This window comes from Xanthobacter flavus (assembly GCF_017875275.1).
In the GTDB taxonomy this organism is placed as follows: Bacteria; Pseudomonadota; Alphaproteobacteria; order Rhizobiales; family Xanthobacteraceae; genus Xanthobacter; species Xanthobacter flavus_A.
Window position 1 is genome coordinate 2,391,585 of record NZ_JAGGML010000001.1, and the last position, 15,870, is coordinate 2,407,454.

12 protein-coding genes are annotated in these 15,870 nt (G+C 68.8%); 6 read left to right on the forward strand and 6 right to left on the reverse strand.

The genetic code is table 11. From position 1 onward, the window contains the following. Positions 1-151 precede the first annotated feature (151 nt). Entirely contained in the window at positions 152-2,164 is a 2,013-nt protein-coding gene (locus J2126_RS11565) for a thioredoxin domain-containing protein (RefSeq protein ID WP_209486997.1), read from the reverse strand. 139 nt (positions 2,165-2,303) lie between these two features. Between J2126_RS11565 and mnmE the strand changes: the two genes are divergently transcribed. The 5 genes from mnmE (at position 2,304) to J2126_RS11590 (ending at position 8,170) form a co-directional block, all read left to right on the forward strand. After that, positions 2,304-3,614 (forward strand): tRNA uridine-5-carboxymethylaminomethyl(34) synthesis GTPase MnmE, encoded by a 1,311-nt coding sequence (gene mnmE, locus J2126_RS11570; RefSeq protein WP_209486999.1) that lies wholly within the window; start codon positions 2,304-2,306, stop codon positions 3,612-3,614. Between the two features lie 100 nt (positions 3,615-3,714). Then, positions 3,715-5,592, forward strand: a complete 1,878-nt coding sequence (gene mnmG / locus J2126_RS11575; RefSeq protein ID WP_209487000.1) for a tRNA uridine-5-carboxymethylaminomethyl(34) synthesis enzyme MnmG — start codon at positions 3,715-3,717, stop codon at positions 5,590-5,592. A 43-nt stretch (positions 5,593-5,635) separates the two neighbouring features. Continuing rightward, positions 5,636-6,292 (forward strand): 16S rRNA (guanine(527)-N(7))-methyltransferase RsmG, encoded by a 657-nt coding sequence (gene rsmG / locus J2126_RS11580; RefSeq protein WP_209487002.1) that lies wholly within the window; start codon positions 5,636-5,638, stop codon positions 6,290-6,292. A gap of 103 nt (positions 6,293-6,395) precedes the next feature. Then, positions 6,396-7,250 carry a ParA family protein gene (locus tag J2126_RS11585; RefSeq protein WP_209487004.1) on the forward strand — a complete coding sequence of 285 codons (855 nt, stop codon included), beginning with the start codon at positions 6,396-6,398 and terminating at the stop codon, positions 7,248-7,250. Between the two features lie 26 nt (positions 7,251-7,276). Further along, positions 7,277-8,170 carry a ParB/RepB/Spo0J family partition protein gene (locus J2126_RS11590; protein WP_209487006.1) on the forward strand — a complete coding sequence of 298 codons (894 nt, stop codon included), beginning with the start codon at positions 7,277-7,279 and terminating at the stop codon, positions 8,168-8,170. A gap of 103 nt (positions 8,171-8,273) precedes the next feature. Here the strand turns inward: J2126_RS11590 and J2126_RS11595 are convergent, their stop codons facing one another. Continuing rightward, on the reverse strand, positions 8,274-8,738 hold the full coding sequence (locus J2126_RS11595; RefSeq protein WP_209487016.1) for a MucR family transcriptional regulator: 465 nt from the start codon (positions 8,736-8,738) through the stop codon (positions 8,274-8,276). Between the two features lie 693 nt (positions 8,739-9,431). Here J2126_RS11595 and recR point away from each other — a divergent pair. Further along, positions 9,432-10,037, forward strand: a complete 606-nt coding sequence (gene recR, locus J2126_RS11600) for a recombination mediator RecR (RefSeq protein ID WP_209487018.1) — start codon at positions 9,432-9,434, stop codon at positions 10,035-10,037. 28 nt (positions 10,038-10,065) lie between these two features. Here the strand turns inward: recR and J2126_RS11605 are convergent, their stop codons facing one another. The 4 genes from J2126_RS11605 to J2126_RS11620 form a co-directional block, all read right to left on the reverse strand. Continuing rightward, on the reverse strand, positions 10,066-10,869 hold the full coding sequence (locus J2126_RS11605; protein WP_245327280.1) for an outer-membrane lipoprotein carrier protein LolA: 804 nt from the start codon (positions 10,867-10,869) through the stop codon (positions 10,066-10,068). Positions 10,870-11,065: 196 nt separating this feature from the next. Next, positions 11,066-13,543 (reverse strand): DNA translocase FtsK, encoded by a 2,478-nt coding sequence (locus J2126_RS11610; RefSeq protein ID WP_432445316.1) that lies wholly within the window; start codon positions 13,541-13,543, stop codon positions 11,066-11,068. Between the two features lie 14 nt (positions 13,544-13,557). Continuing rightward, complete coding sequence (locus J2126_RS11615; protein WP_209487020.1) at positions 13,558-14,808, reverse strand: aminotransferase class I/II-fold pyridoxal phosphate-dependent enzyme; 1,251 nt, start codon at positions 14,806-14,808, stop codon at positions 13,558-13,560. A 56-nt stretch (positions 14,809-14,864) separates the two neighbouring features. Continuing rightward, entirely contained in the window at positions 14,865-15,818 is a 954-nt protein-coding gene (locus tag J2126_RS11620) for a bifunctional riboflavin kinase/FAD synthetase (protein WP_209487022.1), read from the reverse strand. Positions 15,819-15,870: the final 52 nt, after the last annotated feature.

Here is a 15,870-nt window from a genome sequence, read left to right on the forward strand (position 1 = left end):
TCAATTAAAAGTTGATCGATTAGGAAGGCCGCTGACGGCGAAATGATGTCGGGTCCGGCTCATTGGTCATCCGATTTTGATTGGCCGCCAGTCGCCCTCTGAAGTGATTTGAAAGGGTACCATCTCACTCCGCGTGCTCACGAGAGCCGTTTCAGGCCAAAATCACCGACACTGCCGCCGCCAGCCCGTCCGGCTCGGTCACGGGAAGCGAACAGCGCTCTCCGACGCACACGAAGGCCGCTCCACCGTCCGGCGCCGACGCGATCCGGGCCGCCATGACGCTGCCGGCGACCGCCGTGACGCCTTCGGCGCGGACCACCACCCGAAGCGGGAACGGCACCTTGAGCGCAGCCTTCGCCAAGGCCTCCCCTTTCGCGCCGGTGGTGACGATCTCGGCGAGGCCCAGCCGCGTTGCGATGGCGTTCAGGGTCGCGCCATGGGCGAGCACATTGCGCGCCGCAGCGCCCGAGAGGCCGGCGAGGATACGGTCGGCGCGCGTGCGCAGGCTGTCGTCGCCGGTGAGCGCCGCGAGGCGGATGAGAGCGTCGGCGGCCACGGCATTGTAGTTCGGCACGGCCTCGTCATGGGTCGCCGAGGGCCGGACGATGAGGCTGTCTCCGTCATCGGCGGTGAGGAAATAGGTGCCGGTCGCCGGATCGAGATGGTGCTTTTCCAGCGTGTCGAGGAACACGCCAGCCAGCCGGAAAGGTGCCTTGTCGCCGGTGGCCTCGGCCAGCGCGATGCCCGCCCGCGCCATGGCCGCGAGGTCGGAGGCAAGGCCAGGCACCACCATCTTGTCGCCGCACCACGAATGGGCGAGCCGCCCACCCTCCACCATATGCGCCGTCACAGCGCCGAAGGCTGTGCGTGCGGTATCGACCCACTCGTCCTCGCCCAGGAAGGCGCCGGCGCGGGCGAGCGCGGCGATCATGAGGCCATTCCAGTCCGCCAGAACCTTGTCGTCCCGCCCCGGCCGCACCCGCTGCGCGCGGCGCGCAAGCAGCTTTTCACGCAGGGGGAGCAGCCGCGCCTCGTCCGCGGCGGAGACGACCCCGGCATCGGTCCGGTTGAGGATGTTGCCCGCCTCCCAGTTGCCGGCCTTGGTCACGTCGTAGATGCGCGCGAAGAAGGCAGCGTCCTCTGCCCCCAGCACCTCCTCGATCTCCGCCAGCGACCAGACGTAGAAGCGCCCCTCATGCCCTTCGGAATCGGCATCGAGGCTGGCGGTGAAGGCGCCGGAGCGGGCGAGCATCTCCCGCTTGAGCCAGCCGACCGTCTCGCGGGCGCGCTGGAGAAAGAGCGCGTCGCCGGTGTCGGCATGGGCGAGCGCCAGCAGCTCCAGCAGCAGCGCGTTATCGTAGAGCATCTTTTCGAAGTGCGGGACGAACCAGATCTCGTCGACGGAATAGCGCGCGAAACCGCCGCCCAGATGATCATAGATGCCGCCCTCGCACATGCGGTTGAGGGTAAGGGCGACGAGCGCCTTCATGGCGTCGTCGCGATTGCGGGTGCCGGCCCTCCAGAGAAGTTCGAGCAGCCCCGATTGCGGAAACTTCGGCGCGCCCTTCAGGCCGCCGTGCACGGGATCGATCAGCGGCACGAGGCGCCGGGCGGCATCGTTCAGATCGTCGATGCCGATGGCGGCACCCTCCGTCGGAGCGGCCGCCGTCTTCAGGCGCGTGAGGATGGCCTGGGCGTTCTTCTCCACCTTCTCCGGGCTCTCGGTGAAGACGGCCGAGACCTGCCGGAGGACGTCGACAAAGCCGGGCCGTCCATAGCTCGCCTTGGGCGGAAAATAGGTGCCGCCCCAGAACGGCCGGCCGGACGGATCGAGAAACATGGTGAGCGGCCAGCCGCCGCTCTGCCCCAGTTGCTGGAGCGCGGACATGTAGATCTGGTCCACGTCCGGCCGCTCCTCCCGATCCACCTTGATATTCACGAACAGCGCATTCATCACCGCCGCTGTTTCGGCATTCTCGAAGCTCTCGTGGGCCATCACATGGCACCAGTGGCAGGCGGCATAGCCGACCGACAGGAGGATGGGCTTGCCCGTGGCGCGCGCCTCTGCAAACGCCTCGTCCCCCCACGCCCACCAATGCACCGGATTGTCACGATGCTGGAGCAGGTAGGGGCTCGTCTCGCGGGAGAGGCGATTGAGGCTCATGTCGGGAATCCTTCGGCTTCGGACCGGCTTTGAAGGCAACGGGATGGCGGGATAATGGTTCGGGCAATGAAACACACGACGCATGGCGGCTTTGGCTGCACCGTGCAAATCCGCAGCCATCCGCCCGGAGGATCAGGCCATGCCCGGTGACGCCACGAGTGACACCATCTTCGCTTTGTCCTCCGGGCGCCTGCCCGCCGGCGTCGCCGTCGTGCGCGTCTCCGGGCCTGAGGCTGCGGCGGCCGCGCTGGCCCTGTCCAGTACCCTGCCCCCGCCCCGCGTGGCTCGCTATTGCGCCCTCCATCATCCCGCGAGCGGTGAGCCGCTCGATCGCGGTCTGGTGCTCTTCTTCCCCGGCCCCGCCAGCGCGACGGGGGAAGATGTGGTGGAGCTTCATCTTCACGGCGGGCGGGCCGTGGTGGCGGCGGTGCTGCGCGCCCTCGGCATGCTTCCCGGCCTGCGTCCGGCCGGTGCGGGCGAGTTCACACGGCGCTCTCACCAGAATGGAAAGCTCGACCTCGCCGAGGTGGAGGGGCTCGCCGACCTCATCGCCGCCGAGACGGAGGCCCAGCGCCGGCAGGCCCTGGCGCTGGCCTCCGGCGTGCTTTCCGGCCGCGTGGCGGCCTGGCGGGGTAAGCTCGTCTCCGCCCTCGCCCTGCTGGAAGCGGGCATCGATTTTTCCGACGAGGCGGACGTCGCGGAGGACGTGGCCCGGCCCGCGCTGGATATCCTCCGCGCCATGGGAAACGAACTTGGCGCCGCACTGGCCGATGCCGAGCGCGGGGAGCGGGTGCGGGATGGCCTCGTCGTCGCCATCGCGGGGCCGCCCAATGCGGGGAAATCGACCCTGCTGAATCGCCTCGCAGGGCGGGAGGCGGCCATCGTTTCCCCCATTCCTGGAACGACGCGTGATGTGCTGGAGGTGCATCTGGAACTCGCCGGACAGGCTGTGACCCTCCTCGACACCGCCGGCCTGCGCGAGACGGCGGACGCCGTGGAGGCCGAAGGCGTGCGCCGCGCGCTCGCCCGGGCCGAGGCCGCCGACGCCGTGCTGTGGCTGAGCGAAACGGGAGAAAACCCGCCCGCCGCCTTTGCCTTCGCCATCCGGGTGCGGACGAAGATCGACCGGGGCGGGCCGGTGCCGGAAGGCTTCATCGGCCTGTCGGTCGCCACCGATCGCGGCCTCGAAGACATCGTGGAAGCTCTCGCGGCACGCGCCGAGGCCTTGTGCGGACGCGAACCGGCGCTGGTGACGCGGGAGCGCCAGCGGCTCGCTCTGGAGCGGGCCGCGCACCATCTGGCGCGTGCGACGGGTGACTTCGGGGGCCACGAGGAATTGCGGGCAGAAGATGTGCGGCTCGCGGTCCGGGCGCTGGACGAGACCATCGGCCGGGTGGATGTGGAGCACGTGCTGGACGCCCTCTTCAGCACCTTCTGCATCGGGAAATAGCGCCGCCCGAGGGTGTTTCACGTGAAACATTCACCCCCGCCTTGACGCCGCCCCAGAACCGGCGTTTCCAGAGGGCACGTCTCTTCTCTCGCGGACCGCCATGACCGAAACGCCCCCGCCGCTCGCCTTCGATGTCATTGTCGTTGGTGGCGGACACGCCGGATGCGAAGCCGCCGCTGCCGCGGCGCGGGTCGGCGCGCGCACGGCGCTGGTCACCCATGCCTTCGCCACCATCGGCGCCATGTCGTGTAATCCCGCCATCGGAGGGCTCGGCAAGGGCCATCTGGTCCGCGAGATCGATGCGCTGGATGGGTTGATGGGCCGCGTGGCGGATCAGGGCGGTATCCAGTTTCGCGTTCTCAACCGCCGCAAGGGTCCGGCCGTGCGCGGGCCGCGCGCCCAGGCCGATCGCAAGCTCTATGCGCGGGCCATGCAGCAGGCGCTCACCGAGCAGCCGGGGCTCGTGGTGATCGAAGGTGAGGCGGACGACCTTCTGGTCAAGGAAGGCCGCGTGGCCGGACTTCGCCTCGCCGATGGCCGGGCGCTCACATGCGGCGCGGTGGTGCTCACCACGGGCACTTTCCTCAATGGGCTGATCCATCTCGGCGAGGAGAGCACTCCCGCCGGCCGCATGGGCGAGAAGCCGGCGCTTGGCCTCTCCCCTGCCCTCGCGCGCCTCGGCCTCGCCCTCGGCCGGCTTAAGACCGGCACGCCGGCCCGGCTTGATGGCCGCACCATCGATTGGGCCAGCCTGGAGATGCAGGCGGGCGATGATCCGCCCGAGCCTTTTTCGGCGCTGACCACCCGCCTGCCCAATCCTCAGGTCGAGTGCGGCATCACCCGCACGACGGACGCAACGCATGCGCTGATCCGGGAGAACCTCTCCCGCTCGGCCATGTATTCCGGCCGCATCGGCAGCACCGGGCCGCGCTACTGCCCCTCCATCGAAGACAAGATCGTCCGCTTCGGCGATCGCGACGGCCACCAGATCTTCCTGGAGCCGGAGGGGCTGGACGATCCCACGGTTTATCCGAACGGCCTGTCCACCTCCCTGCCCGCCGATGTGCAGATCGCCTTCCTGCGCACCATCCCCGGCCTGGAGCGGGTCGAGGTGATGCGGCCGGGCTATGCCATCGAATACGATCATGTCGACCCGCGCGAGCTTGGCCCGACGCTCGAGACGAAGCGCGTCGCCGGGCTGTTCCTCGCCGGGCAGATCAACGGGACAACGGGCTACGAGGAGGCGGCCGCGCAAGGGCTTCTCGCCGGCTTGAACGCGGCGCGTCGGGCTGGCGGGGCGGATGGCACCGTCTTCGACCGCGCCGAGGCCTATCTGGGCGTGATGGTGGATGATCTCGTCACGCGCGGCGTCAGCGAGCCGTATCGGATGTTCACCTCGCGCGCCGAGTATCGGCTCACGCTGCGGGCTGACAATGCCGACCAGCGCCTGACCGCCCGTGGCGCCGCACTGGGGCTGGTCGGGGGCGAACGGCTGACGCATTTCGACGGGCGCACCCAGGCGCTGGAGGCGGCGCGTGCGCTCACCCGCAGCCTCGCCCTGACTCCGTCGGAGGGTGCGCGGCATGGGTTGGCCCTGAACCGAGACGGCCAGCGCCGGTCGGCCTTCGACCTTCTCGCCTATCCCGACATCGACATGGCCCGTCTGGCGATAATCTGGCCCGAGCTGAAGGCTCTGCCCCAGGCCATCGCCGAACAGGTGGAGATCGATGCGAAGTACGCGGTCTATCTGGAGCGGCAGGCGGCCGACATCCAGACCTTGCGCAAGGACGAGGCGCTCGCTCTTCCGGAGGAGCTGTCCTATGTCGACCTGCCTGGCCTCTCCAACGAGCTGAAGCAGAAGCTGGAGCGCGTGCGGCCAAGGACTGTCGGTCAGGCCGGGCGGATGGAGGGGATGACCCCGGCAGCCCTCGCCCTCATTGCCACCCACGCGCGTCGGGCGGGCGGACGCTGCGCATGAACGTCTCGCGCGTGCTGTGGATCATGGGGATGGAGGCACGTGCATGAAGCCGACCGGGGCAGTCGCAGACGATGCCGCGCGCGCGGCTGTCGAGGCGGCGGTTTCACGTGAAACATTCCGCCGTCTCGGCCTCATCGTGGAGCTGCTGCGCAAATGGCAGAAGACCATCAATCTCGTTGCCCCGGCGACGTTGTCCGAGGTGTGGAGCCGCCACATCGCCGATTCGCTGCAATTGATTAACCATGTTGCAGCCGATTCGATACGGTGGGTGGACCTCGGTTCGGGCGGCGGATTTCCCGGGCTCGTGGTGGCGGCCGCGCTCTCGGAGCGGCCGGGGGCCGATGTTCATCTGGTGGAGAGCGACACGCGCAAGTCGGCCTTCCTGCGCGAGGTGGCGCGGGTGGCGGAACTGCCGGTGACGGTTCATGCCCACCGAATCGAGCAGGTGGCTCAAATGCTTGCGCCGGGCACCGAGGTGGTGTCCGCCCGTGCGCTGGCGCCCCTGCCCAAGCTTCTGGAGCTGGCTGAGCCTTTCCTCACCGCCGGCGCCCTCGGGGTATTTCCCAAGGGGCGCGACGCTGAACGCGAATTGACCGAGGCCCGTAAAGGCTGGACACTCGATTGCGATCTTCGCGCCAGCGTCAGCGACCGAGAGGCGCGGGTTCTTCTCGTCCGAAGCGCCCGGCGCAACAGCAAGTAGCCGCCCCACCGGGAAGGCGCGCCCATAGGGCCGGCGCCGCTCAGTGGACGTTCGACACCGCTGGCCCGCGCTCGCGGGATCAGATCCTAGGGGACCATGGGCCATGAGCCAGGCTGACCATTCCGCGAAAGCCGATCTTTCCAAGCCGGCGGGCGCCCCGCGCGTGCTGGCGCTGGCCAACCAGAAGGGCGGCGTCGGCAAGACCACGACGGCGATCAACCTCGGCACCGCCCTCGCGGCCATCGGCGAGACCGTGCTCGTGGTGGACCTCGACCCGCAGGGCAATGCCTCCACCGGTCTTGGCATCGACCGCCGCTCGCGCAACCTCTCCACCTATGACGTGCTGGTGGGCGAAGCCTCCATGCAGGAGACGGTGATGCCCACGGGCGTGCCGCAACTGTATGTGGCTCCCTCCACCCTCGACCTTTCCGGCCTTGAGCTGGAGATCGCCGCGGAGCGCGACCGTGCCTTTCGCCTGCGGGACGCGCTCAAGGCGCTCGCGTCCGATCCACAGGCGCCGCGCTTCACCTATGTCCTGGTGGATTGCCCCCCGTCGCTCTCGCTGCTCACCGTGAACGCCATGGCGGCGGCGGACGCGATCGTCGTGCCGCTGCAATGCGAATTCTTCGCGCTGGAGGGCCTCTCCCAGCTGATGAAGACGGTGGAGCAGGTGCGGGTGGGGCTCAACCCCAGCCTCACCATCCACGGCATCGTGCTGACCATGTATGACGGCCGCAACAATCTGTCGGAACAGGTGGTGCAGGACGTGCGGCAATTCATGGGCGACAAGGTCTATGAGACCATCATTCCCCGCAATGTCCGCGTGTCCGAGGCACCGTCCTATGGCAAGCCGGTTTTGCTCTATGATCTCAAGTGCCTGGGATCTCAGGCCTATTTGCGGCTCGCCTCGGAAGTGATCCAGCGCGAGCGGGCGGCGCGCGCGGCGGCTGCAGCCTGACGGAAGACCAGAGGGACAAGACCAAGATGGCGGACGAACAGCGCTCCCGGCTCGGGCGGGGGCTTGCCGCGTTGATCGGCGAGATGGGGGAGCCGCAGGCCGCTCCGGCCCGCAGCTCCGGCCCGCGCGGGGGGCCGCGCCGCGTGCCCATCGAGCAGGTGAAGGCCAACCCGCGCAATCCGCGCCGCGCCTTCCTGGAGGAGGGGCTGGAAGACCTCACCGCCTCCATCCGCGAGAAGGGCATCATCCAGCCCATCGTGGTGCGGCCCCTGAAGGGATCGGACAGCTTCGAGATCGTGGCCGGCGAACGCCGCTGGCGCGCGGCCCAGCGGGCGAGCCTGCACGAGGTTCCCGTGGTGGTGCTGGAGCTCACCGATCGCGAGGCGCTGGAAATCGCCATCATCGAGAACGTCCAGCGCGCCGACCTCAACGCCGTCGAAGAGGCGCAGGGCTATGAAGCCCTGATGGATGAGTTCGAATACAACCAGAACGAGCTTTCCAAGGTCATCGGCAAAAGCCGCAGCCACATCGCCAACACGCTGCGCCTGCTGAAACTGCCCGATTCGGTGAAGGGGCACCTGGCGGAGGGGCGGCTCAGCGCCGGCCACGCACGCGCCCTCCTCTCCGTGGCCGACCCGGAGAAGGTGGCCCGCGAAGTGATCTCCAAGGGGCTCACGGTGCGGGATGTGGAGGCGCTCTCCAGGTCCAAGCCGCCGATGGCGCCGGAGAAGGGCCGTGGCGCCCCTGCGCCAGCCTCCGAACGGAAGAGCGCGGATACGCGGGCGCTGGAGAAACGGCTTACCGATGCGCTCGGTCTGTCCGTCAGCCTTGACGGCAAGGGCGAGGCCGGCGAGCTGCGCATCCGCTATGCCAGCCTCGACCAGCTCGACGAGATCTGCCGCCGTCTCGGCCTGGATTGAAGTTCAACGCAGCTGACAAAGAAAAGGCCGGGCGTGCGCCCGGCCTTTTTGCGTTCCAGATGAGGCCCGCGTCTTCTTGCGCAGGCGCGGCCTTATCTTGAAATCAGGCGGCGGCCTTGCGGCGGGTCGTCTTCTTCGCGGGGGCGACGGGTGCCTTCTTGCGGGTCTGGCCGAGGCCCATGTTCTTGGCGAGTTCCGAGCGGGCCGCAGCATAGGCCGGGGCAACCATGGGATAATCCTTGGGCAGGCCCCACTTCTCGCGGTAAGCCTCGGGGGTCATGCCGTAGCTGGTGCGCAGGTGCCGCTTCAGAGACTTGAACTTCTTCCCGTCTTCCAGGCAGATGATGTATTCGGGCGTCACCGACTTCTTGAGCGGGACGGCCGGCTTCTGCTCCTCCACCTGCGGCGCGGCGGGGGTGCCGAGCTGGCCGAGGGCGCGGTAGACGGACTCGATGAGACCGGGAAGCTCGGCGGCCGCGACGCTGTTGTTGCTCACATACGCGGCGACGATGTCCGCGGTGAAGTCGATGAAGGTCGGCGACGGAGTATTGGACGCGGAGTCGCTCACGGGAGTCCCTTTCTGTTCTTCGCTAAAGCGAGCTGGCAATGCGGGGAGCGGTTGGAATGCGACCGGGCTCGGTATGGCTTCGGCCACATGCTCCGCCGAGGCAGACGCCGCATCGGCTGATTAAGTTACGCGGTTTATCTATAGCACCTCGTCCTATAAATACAATCGGCAGCCAAAAACTCTTGGAAAGTGAGCAATAGAGCCAGTTTGCGGCGGTCGATGAGGGGTCCTGCCCGGCTCCGTCGAACGAAATGATCCATGCCAGATCAGCGAATCGCAGCCTCGACAGATGAAAACATCGGCCATGGGAAGTGTTCCCGGTGCATGGTCCGCGAAGCCAGTGCGTCCATAGCCGGGGAGATACTAGCCCGACGCCTTCGCGCGCTGTTTTTCTGTGCCGGCGACAACAAGTACATGCCCCGATTTGTACAACTTCCAGATGCGGCAGACGGTCGAGGCTTCCGTCACGTCGGCGCCCCGCCGCCGTCCTGATTTGACGGAACGCATCACGCGCCTGAGCTTGCCGCTGGCGTAGCCGAGACTTCCGGGCCCGGCCACTGGTGTGGCGCGCCGAACCGGGTTAGGTGGGGTCGTTCCGCCCCTGGCCGGGGCGGCCACCGTTCAAGGGTCGATGCGGTTCCCGAAGCGGCATCGGCCGTGCAATGTCGCCCGCCCGGCGGGGACGAGGATGCCATGCCACGCACCGTCGCCGGACCCGAGATCGAGCGTCTGATCCAGCTTCTGGCCCGCCTGCCCGGCCTTGGGCCGCGTTCGGCGCGCCGCGTGGCCCTGCACCTCATCAAGAAGCGCGAGGCGCTCATGGCGCCGCTGGCGACGGCGCTGGGCGATGCCATCGGCAAGATCGTCACCTGCCGGACGTGCGGCAACGTGGACGTGACGGATCCCTGCACGGTCTGCACCGACCCCACGCGCGACGGGCGCACGCTGGTGGTGGTGGCGGACGTGGGCGATCTCTGGGCCCTGGAACGCGCTGGCGTTCTCAATGCCCGTTATCATGTGCTGGGGGGCGTTCTCTCGCCGCTGGACGGCGTGGGGCCGGACGACCTGAATATCGCCAGCCTCGTCACCCGCGTGCACGCACAGGAGGTCTCGGAAGTCATCCTGGCGCTCGGCGCCACGGTGGACGGGCAGACGACGGCCCATTACCTCACCGATGTCCTGCGCGACACCGGCGCCCGTATCACCCGCCTCGCGCAGGGCGTTCCCGTGGGGGGCGAGCTCGATTATCTGGACGAAGGCACCCTCTCCGCCGCCATCCGCGCACGCACGCAGATGTGATCGGCGGAGTGTCAGTCTTCCCCAGCTTTCACTGCAGCATCCGCTCGAAATTGATGACGAAGAGCTTGGGGTCGGGGCGCTTGTTCACCTGCACGTTCGACAGCGAGACCTGCGTGTCGTAGCCCTGCGGATCGGTCACGACCCACTGCTTCAGCGCCGAGGTCTTGGCGTCGAACAGGATCAGCAGACGATAGGTGCCGAACATGGGCACGGTTTCCTGCATCACCACAGTCACGAAGCGGTCGTCCTGAAAGATGCCGGTCACATGCGGCTCGGTGCCGAGGTCGATGCGCTCCGCCAGCAGGAAGCGCAGCGGCGTCTGCGACAGGGGCGTGATGTCCTGGGTGTTGAGATTGCGGTCGCGCACGGCCACCGACTGGCCGTTGGAGATCAGCTCCACCGGGCTCGGCGCATCGTATTCGAAACGCACGCGTCCGGGCTTCTGCATGTAGAAGTCGCCGGTGCGCTTGGAGCCGTCCGGGTCGATCTGGGTGAAGGTGCCGGTCATGGACTGCACCGAATTGAAGTAGCTGGTGATGCGCTCCACGGTCGCCTTCGGCGCGCGGCCATCGGCCGGCTGCGCCACGGCAACGGGAGCCGCACCCTTCGCCTGGCCCTGGGGCCGCATGAGGTCGCCGGGGGGCTGCACCGTCTGGGCGACGGCAGGAACAGCCGCGACCAGCCCCAGCGCCAGCAGCAGGCCGGCGGCGCCCGCGCGGCGCGTCTTCGCCGACGGGACGCGGGCCTCGCGGGGGGTGAAGCGGGTGGCGGCGGAGCGGATGAGCATCATGGGCATCTCTGGCGCAGGGCGTGTCGCGGGCAGGAAGGTCATTTCCGACGCTCCGATCCCGCCCCGCGCGGGCTGATCGGATGGACAGGGGTCTAATACGCAACTTGCGGCCGGGCTATGGCGAACCTGTGGCCTTGCCGACGCCCGGGAAAACCGCCCAGCGCCGCTTGTGTTCCGGTTCGGCCGAAGCTGCAACCGGAACCGGGAACCGCTCACGCGGGAATGTGACGCAACGCGCCTACTCGGCTGCCTGCTCGGGCAGCAGGATCTCCCGCTTGCCGGCGTGATTGGGCGAGCCGACAAGGCCCTCCTTCTCCATGCGCTCGACCAGCGAAGCCGCGCGATTGTAGCCGATCTGAAGCCGGCGCTGGATATAGGAGGTGGAGCATTTGCGGTCGCGCATCACCACCGCCACCGCCTGGGAATAGAGGTCCATGCCCTCGTCGCCCATACCGCCCTTGTCGAACACGGCGCCGTCGCCGTCCTCATCCTCCGCATCCTCGGCGGTCACCGCCTCCACGTAGGAGGGCGCGCCCTGGGCCTTGAGGTGCTTCACCACGCTCTCCACCTCCTCGTCGGAGACGAAGGGGCCGTGCACGCGGCTGATGCGGCCGCCGCCGGCCATGTAGAGCATGTCGCCCTGGCCCAGCAGCTGCTCGGCGCCCATCTCGCCGAGGATGGTGCGGCTGTCGATCTTCGAGGTCACCTGGAAGGAGATGCGGGTGGGGAAGTTCGCCTTGATGGTGCCGGTGATGACGTCCACGGACGGGCGCTGCGTGGCCATCACCAGATGGATGCCCGCCGCGCGGGCCATCTGGGCAAGGCGCTGGATGGCGCCCTCGATGTCCTTGCCGGCGACCAGCATCAGGTCGGCCATCTCGTCGACGATGACGACGATGTAGGGCAGGGGCTCGAGGTTCATCTCCTCGCTCTCGTAGATGGCTTCTCCGGTCTCGTGGTCGAAGCCGGTCTGCACCGTGCGGGCGATGGATTCGCCCTTCTCGCTGGCGTCCTTCACCCGGGCGTTGAAGCCGTCGATGTTGCGCACGCCCAGCTTCGACATCTTCTTGTAGCGGTCCTCCATCTCCTTCACCGCCCACTTCAGCGCCACCACCGCCTTCTTCGGATCGGTGACGACGGGGGCAAGAAGATGGGGGATGCCGTCATAGACGGACAGCTCCAGCATCTTGGGATCGACCATGATGAGCCGGCACTGTTCCGGCTTCAGCCGGTAAAGCAGGCTCAGGATCATGGTATTGATGGCCACCGACTTGCCCGAGCCGGTGGTGCCGGCCACCAGCAGGTGCGGCATGCGGGCGAGGTCGACGATCACCGGATCGCCGCCGATGGTCTTGCCCAGCGCGATGGCGAGCTTGTGCCCGGTATCGCCGAAATCCTTGGTGGCGATCAGCTCGCGCAGCAGCACCTTGTCGCGCTTCTGGTTGGGCAGCTCGATGCCGATGGCATTGCGGCCCGGCACCACCGCGACGCGGGCGGACACGGCGCTCATGGAGCGTGCGATATCGTCGGCGAGGCCGATGACGCGGGACGACTTGATGCCGGGCGCGGGCTCCAGCTCATAGAGCGTCACCACCGGGCCGGGGCGCACCTGGCCGATCTCGCCGCGCACGCCGAAGTCCTGCAACGTCGCCTCCAGCTCGCGCGCGGTCCCGGAGAGGGCCTCCGGGCTCATGGCGGGGGCCTTGGCGGGGGGCGCGGGCGTCAGCAGATCGAGGGAGGGATGCTGGTAGCCGGCGCGGCGGCCGCCACGACGGGCGGCCCGGCGGCGGGCGGCGGCGCCTTCGGGCGGGGCCTCCAGCGGGGCATCGGGGAGATCGTGGGGCGCGGGCGCGATGGCACCCTCCAGGCGCGGCTCCTGCCGCTGGCCCGGCCTTTCGGCGGGCGCGGCCGAGGTGGCGGCGGGCAGGGGCCGGCGGGCGAGGCCGGCGCCGGAGAGGCGCGCCTTCCACGACAGGAAGGTATGGGTGAGGGCGCCGAGGGAAACGGCGGTGCCGTCGTCCTCCTCGTCCTCGTCGCCCACCTCGCCCGGCAGCTCGGAGGCGGGAGCGAGCTTCAGCGGCGTGCGCCGGCCGCCGCTCAGGGCGAAGAACAGGCCGGCGGCCCCGATCGCGAGGCCGGCGGCCCCGATGAGCATGGAATCGAGGCCGGCGAGCGCGCCGCCCCGCATCACGCCGAAGGCGCGTGGAAAGAGATCGCCCAAAGCGCCGCCGAGGCCGGTGAGGCCCGGCCAATGCTCGGGCTGGGGGATGGCGCCGAGGAAAGCGGTGGTGCCCAGCACGCCGATGAGCCAGCAGGTGATGCGCAGCCGCTCGCGAGCGAAGGGTCGGTGGGTCACGAGCCGCCAGCCGGCATAGAGCGGCGGCAGCAGCACGGCCAGCGCCGCGAGCCCGAACAGCTGGACCAGCAGATCGGCGATGATCGCGCCGGGCCGGCCCAGCAGGTTCGTCACCGGGGCATGGGTGGCGTTGGAGAGGCTCGGGTCGGTCGCGGACCAGGTGCCGAGCGCCACGAAGGAGGTCAGCGTCGCGAGGATGAGGCCGGTGCCGACGATCTCCCGCCCGCGCCGGCGCACCACCAGCCGGATGCTCTCCGGGATCAGTTCGAGCCGGTGCGCATGGTGGTGAGGCGCATCCATCCGGCTGTTGATGACGGCATCGGCGGTGGCTGCCTTCGGGCGTCGGCGGGCCATGGGCATCGGCGCGGCTCCCTTCAGAGGGCTGCGACGAGGCGCTTCAGCACCTCCTCGCAGGTGGGCAGATCCTGGACCAGCGCGACGCGCAGGAACCCGGCGGAGGGGTTGGCGCCGGTGAGGTCGCGACGGGCGAGATAGCCGCCGGGCACCGTGCGCAGGCCCTGCTCGCGCCACAGCTTCACCGCCGCCGCCTCGCCGCCCGTGAGGCGGTCATCGGCGAGGTGGGACACGTCGAGCCACAGGAAGAAGCCGCCGCCGGGCCGCTCATAGCCGAAGCGGCCGGCGAGCATGCGGTCGGCGAGGTCGAACTTCGCGGCATAGAGTTCGCGGGAGCGGGCGACGTGGGCCTCGTCCTCCAGCGCGGCCACGGCCACCGCCTGCAACGGCTCCGGCACCTGCGGCGCTGCGACCCAGCGGAAGGCGAGAAAGTCCTTCAGGAAGGCGGGGTCCCCGGCGCAGAAGCCGCAGCGCAGGCCGGGCAGGGAGGAGCGCTTAGACAGGGAGTTGAAGGCCACGACGCGGGAGAGATCTGTGCCGGCCACTTCAAGGATGCCGGCCGGCTTTTCCGCGCCGAGGTAGATTTCCGAATAGCACTCGTCAGAGAACAGAAACGCCCCGTTGCGCCGCGCCAGCTCCAGCGCCTTGCCGAGATACTCGGCCGAGGCGATGGCGCCCTGCGGATTGGCGGGGGAGGCGATGTAGAGGGCGACCGTCCGCTTCAGCAGGTCCGGATCGAGGGCGTCGAGGTCCGGAAGCCAGCCGCTGTCCTTGGTGGTCGGCATCACCACGGCCTCGCAGCCGGCGGCTTCCGCGCCCGCGGCATAGGCGGCATAGAAGGGATTGGGCAGCAGCATGGCCGGCTTGCCATTGGCGCCCTTCGCGGGATCGGCCAGGCGCTGGGCGACGATGGCGGCGGAGAACAGGCCCTCGCGCGAGCCATTCAGCGCCAGCACTTCGCGGTCGGCATCGAGCGGCTTCGCCAGCCTGTAGCGCTGCGCCAGCCAGCTGGCGGCCGCGGCGCGGAAGGTCGGCGTGCCCTCGGCACGCGGATAGCGGCCGAAGCCGGCGAGATTGCTGTTGAGGACCGGACCGACGAAATCCGGCATGGCGTGCTGCGGCTCGCCCACGGCGGCGCTCAGCGGCTGGCGCCCCGGCTCGATCCCCGCGAGGAGGTCGGCAAGCCGGATGAAGGGCGAGCGGCGGTCTTCCGGGGGAGCGGCGGGGGCGGGTGGCACGGCTTTGCGGTCTTTTCTGGCGGACTTCGTCATCCGCTCCAGAATGGGACCAGCCGGTTAAGGTGTGGCTAACTTAACCCGGCGATCCGTCAGACTTTATGCCCCAACACCTCGCGCGCCTGCCGTGCATCGGCCTTGATCTGCGCGACAAGCGCGTCGATGCCGTCGAACTTCAGCTCCGGCCGGATATAGGCGTGGAATTCCACCTCCAGCGACTGGCCGTAGAGGTCGCCGGAATAATCGAACAGGTGGACTTCCAGAAGCGCCCGGCCGTTGTCGAAGGTGGGGCGCCGCCCGTAGTTCGCCACGCCGTCGAACCGGCCGGCCGGCGTGACGGCGCGCACGGCGTAGATGCCGAACGCCAGTTCCAGATCCTGCGGCAAGGCGAGGTTGGCGGTGGGAAAGCCGATGGTGCGGCCGCGCTTGTCGCCGTGGATCACCTCGGCCGTCACCGCGAAGGGCCGCCCCAGCATGTGGGCAGCGTGGCCCACCTGCCCCGCCGCCAGCGCCTTGCGCACGGCGGTGGAAGAAATCGCGTCGTTCTCGTCGCGCATGGGCTCGACCACGGTCACCGCAAAGCCGTGTCGTTCGCCGGCCTCCTTTAGGAAGGCGGGCGAGCCGGCGCGATGACGGCCGAAATGGAAATCGAAACCCACGGCGATCCCGGCGACGCCGTAGCGGCCCACCAGCACCGCGCGGACGAAGTCCTCCGCCTCCATGGCGGCGAGGGCAGCGTCGAAATCGAGCACGATCGCCCCGTCGAGGCCGCTGTCGGCGATGTAGCGCAGTTTTTCCGCCGCCGGAGTCAGGCGGAAGGGGGCGGCGGCAGGATTGAAGAAGGTGCGCGGGTGTGGCTCGAAGGTCAGCGCCAGCGCCGGCCCGCCCGCCTCGGCCGCCATGGTTCGCGCTGCCGCGAATACCGCCTGATGTCCACGATGCACGCCATCGAAATTGCCGATGGCGATGACGGGGCGCGCCAGCGCCGGCGGCAGGGGTTCGCCGCCACGCACCAGCACGAAATCAGGGGGAAGAGACACGGTCATCGGCGGGCGCAAGCCTTGCCTTGGTGTTCTGCGGAATGCCCGGAACCTCGGC

What these genes read in the sequence shown, in the direction of transcription:
- J2126_RS11565 (WP_209486997.1), bottom strand. Translation starts at nt 2,164, where the DNA reads ATGAGCCTCAATCGCCTCTCCCGCGAGACGAGCCCCTACCTGCTCCAG.
- mnmE (WP_209486999.1), top strand. Translation starts at nt 2,304, where the DNA reads ATGCCCGGTGACGCCACGAGTGACACCATCTTCGCTTTGTCCTCCGGG.
- mnmG (WP_209487000.1), top strand. Translation starts at nt 3,715, where the DNA reads ATGACCGAAACGCCCCCGCCGCTCGCCTTCGATGTCATTGTCGTTGGT.
- rsmG (WP_209487002.1), top strand. Translation starts at nt 5,636, where the DNA reads ATGAAGCCGACCGGGGCAGTCGCAGACGATGCCGCGCGCGCGGCTGTC.
- J2126_RS11585 (WP_209487004.1), top strand. Translation starts at nt 6,396, where the DNA reads ATGAGCCAGGCTGACCATTCCGCGAAAGCCGATCTTTCCAAGCCGGCG.
- J2126_RS11590 (WP_209487006.1), top strand. Translation starts at nt 7,277, where the DNA reads ATGGCGGACGAACAGCGCTCCCGGCTCGGGCGGGGGCTTGCCGCGTTG.
- recR (WP_209487018.1), top strand. Translation starts at nt 9,432, where the DNA reads ATGCCACGCACCGTCGCCGGACCCGAGATCGAGCGTCTGATCCAGCTT.
- J2126_RS11605 (WP_245327280.1), bottom strand. Translation starts at nt 10,869, where the DNA reads ATGACCTTCCTGCCCGCGACACGCCCTGCGCCAGAGATGCCCATGATG.
- J2126_RS11610 (WP_432445316.1), bottom strand. Translation starts at nt 13,543, where the DNA reads ATGCCCATGGCCCGCCGACGCCCGAAGGCAGCCACCGCCGATGCCGTC.
- J2126_RS11615 (WP_209487020.1), bottom strand. Translation starts at nt 14,808, where the DNA reads ATGACGAAGTCCGCCAGAAAAGACCGCAAAGCCGTGCCACCCGCCCCC.
- J2126_RS11620 (WP_209487022.1), bottom strand. Translation starts at nt 15,818, where the DNA reads ATGACCGTGTCTCTTCCCCCTGATTTCGTGCTGGTGCGTGGCGGCGAA.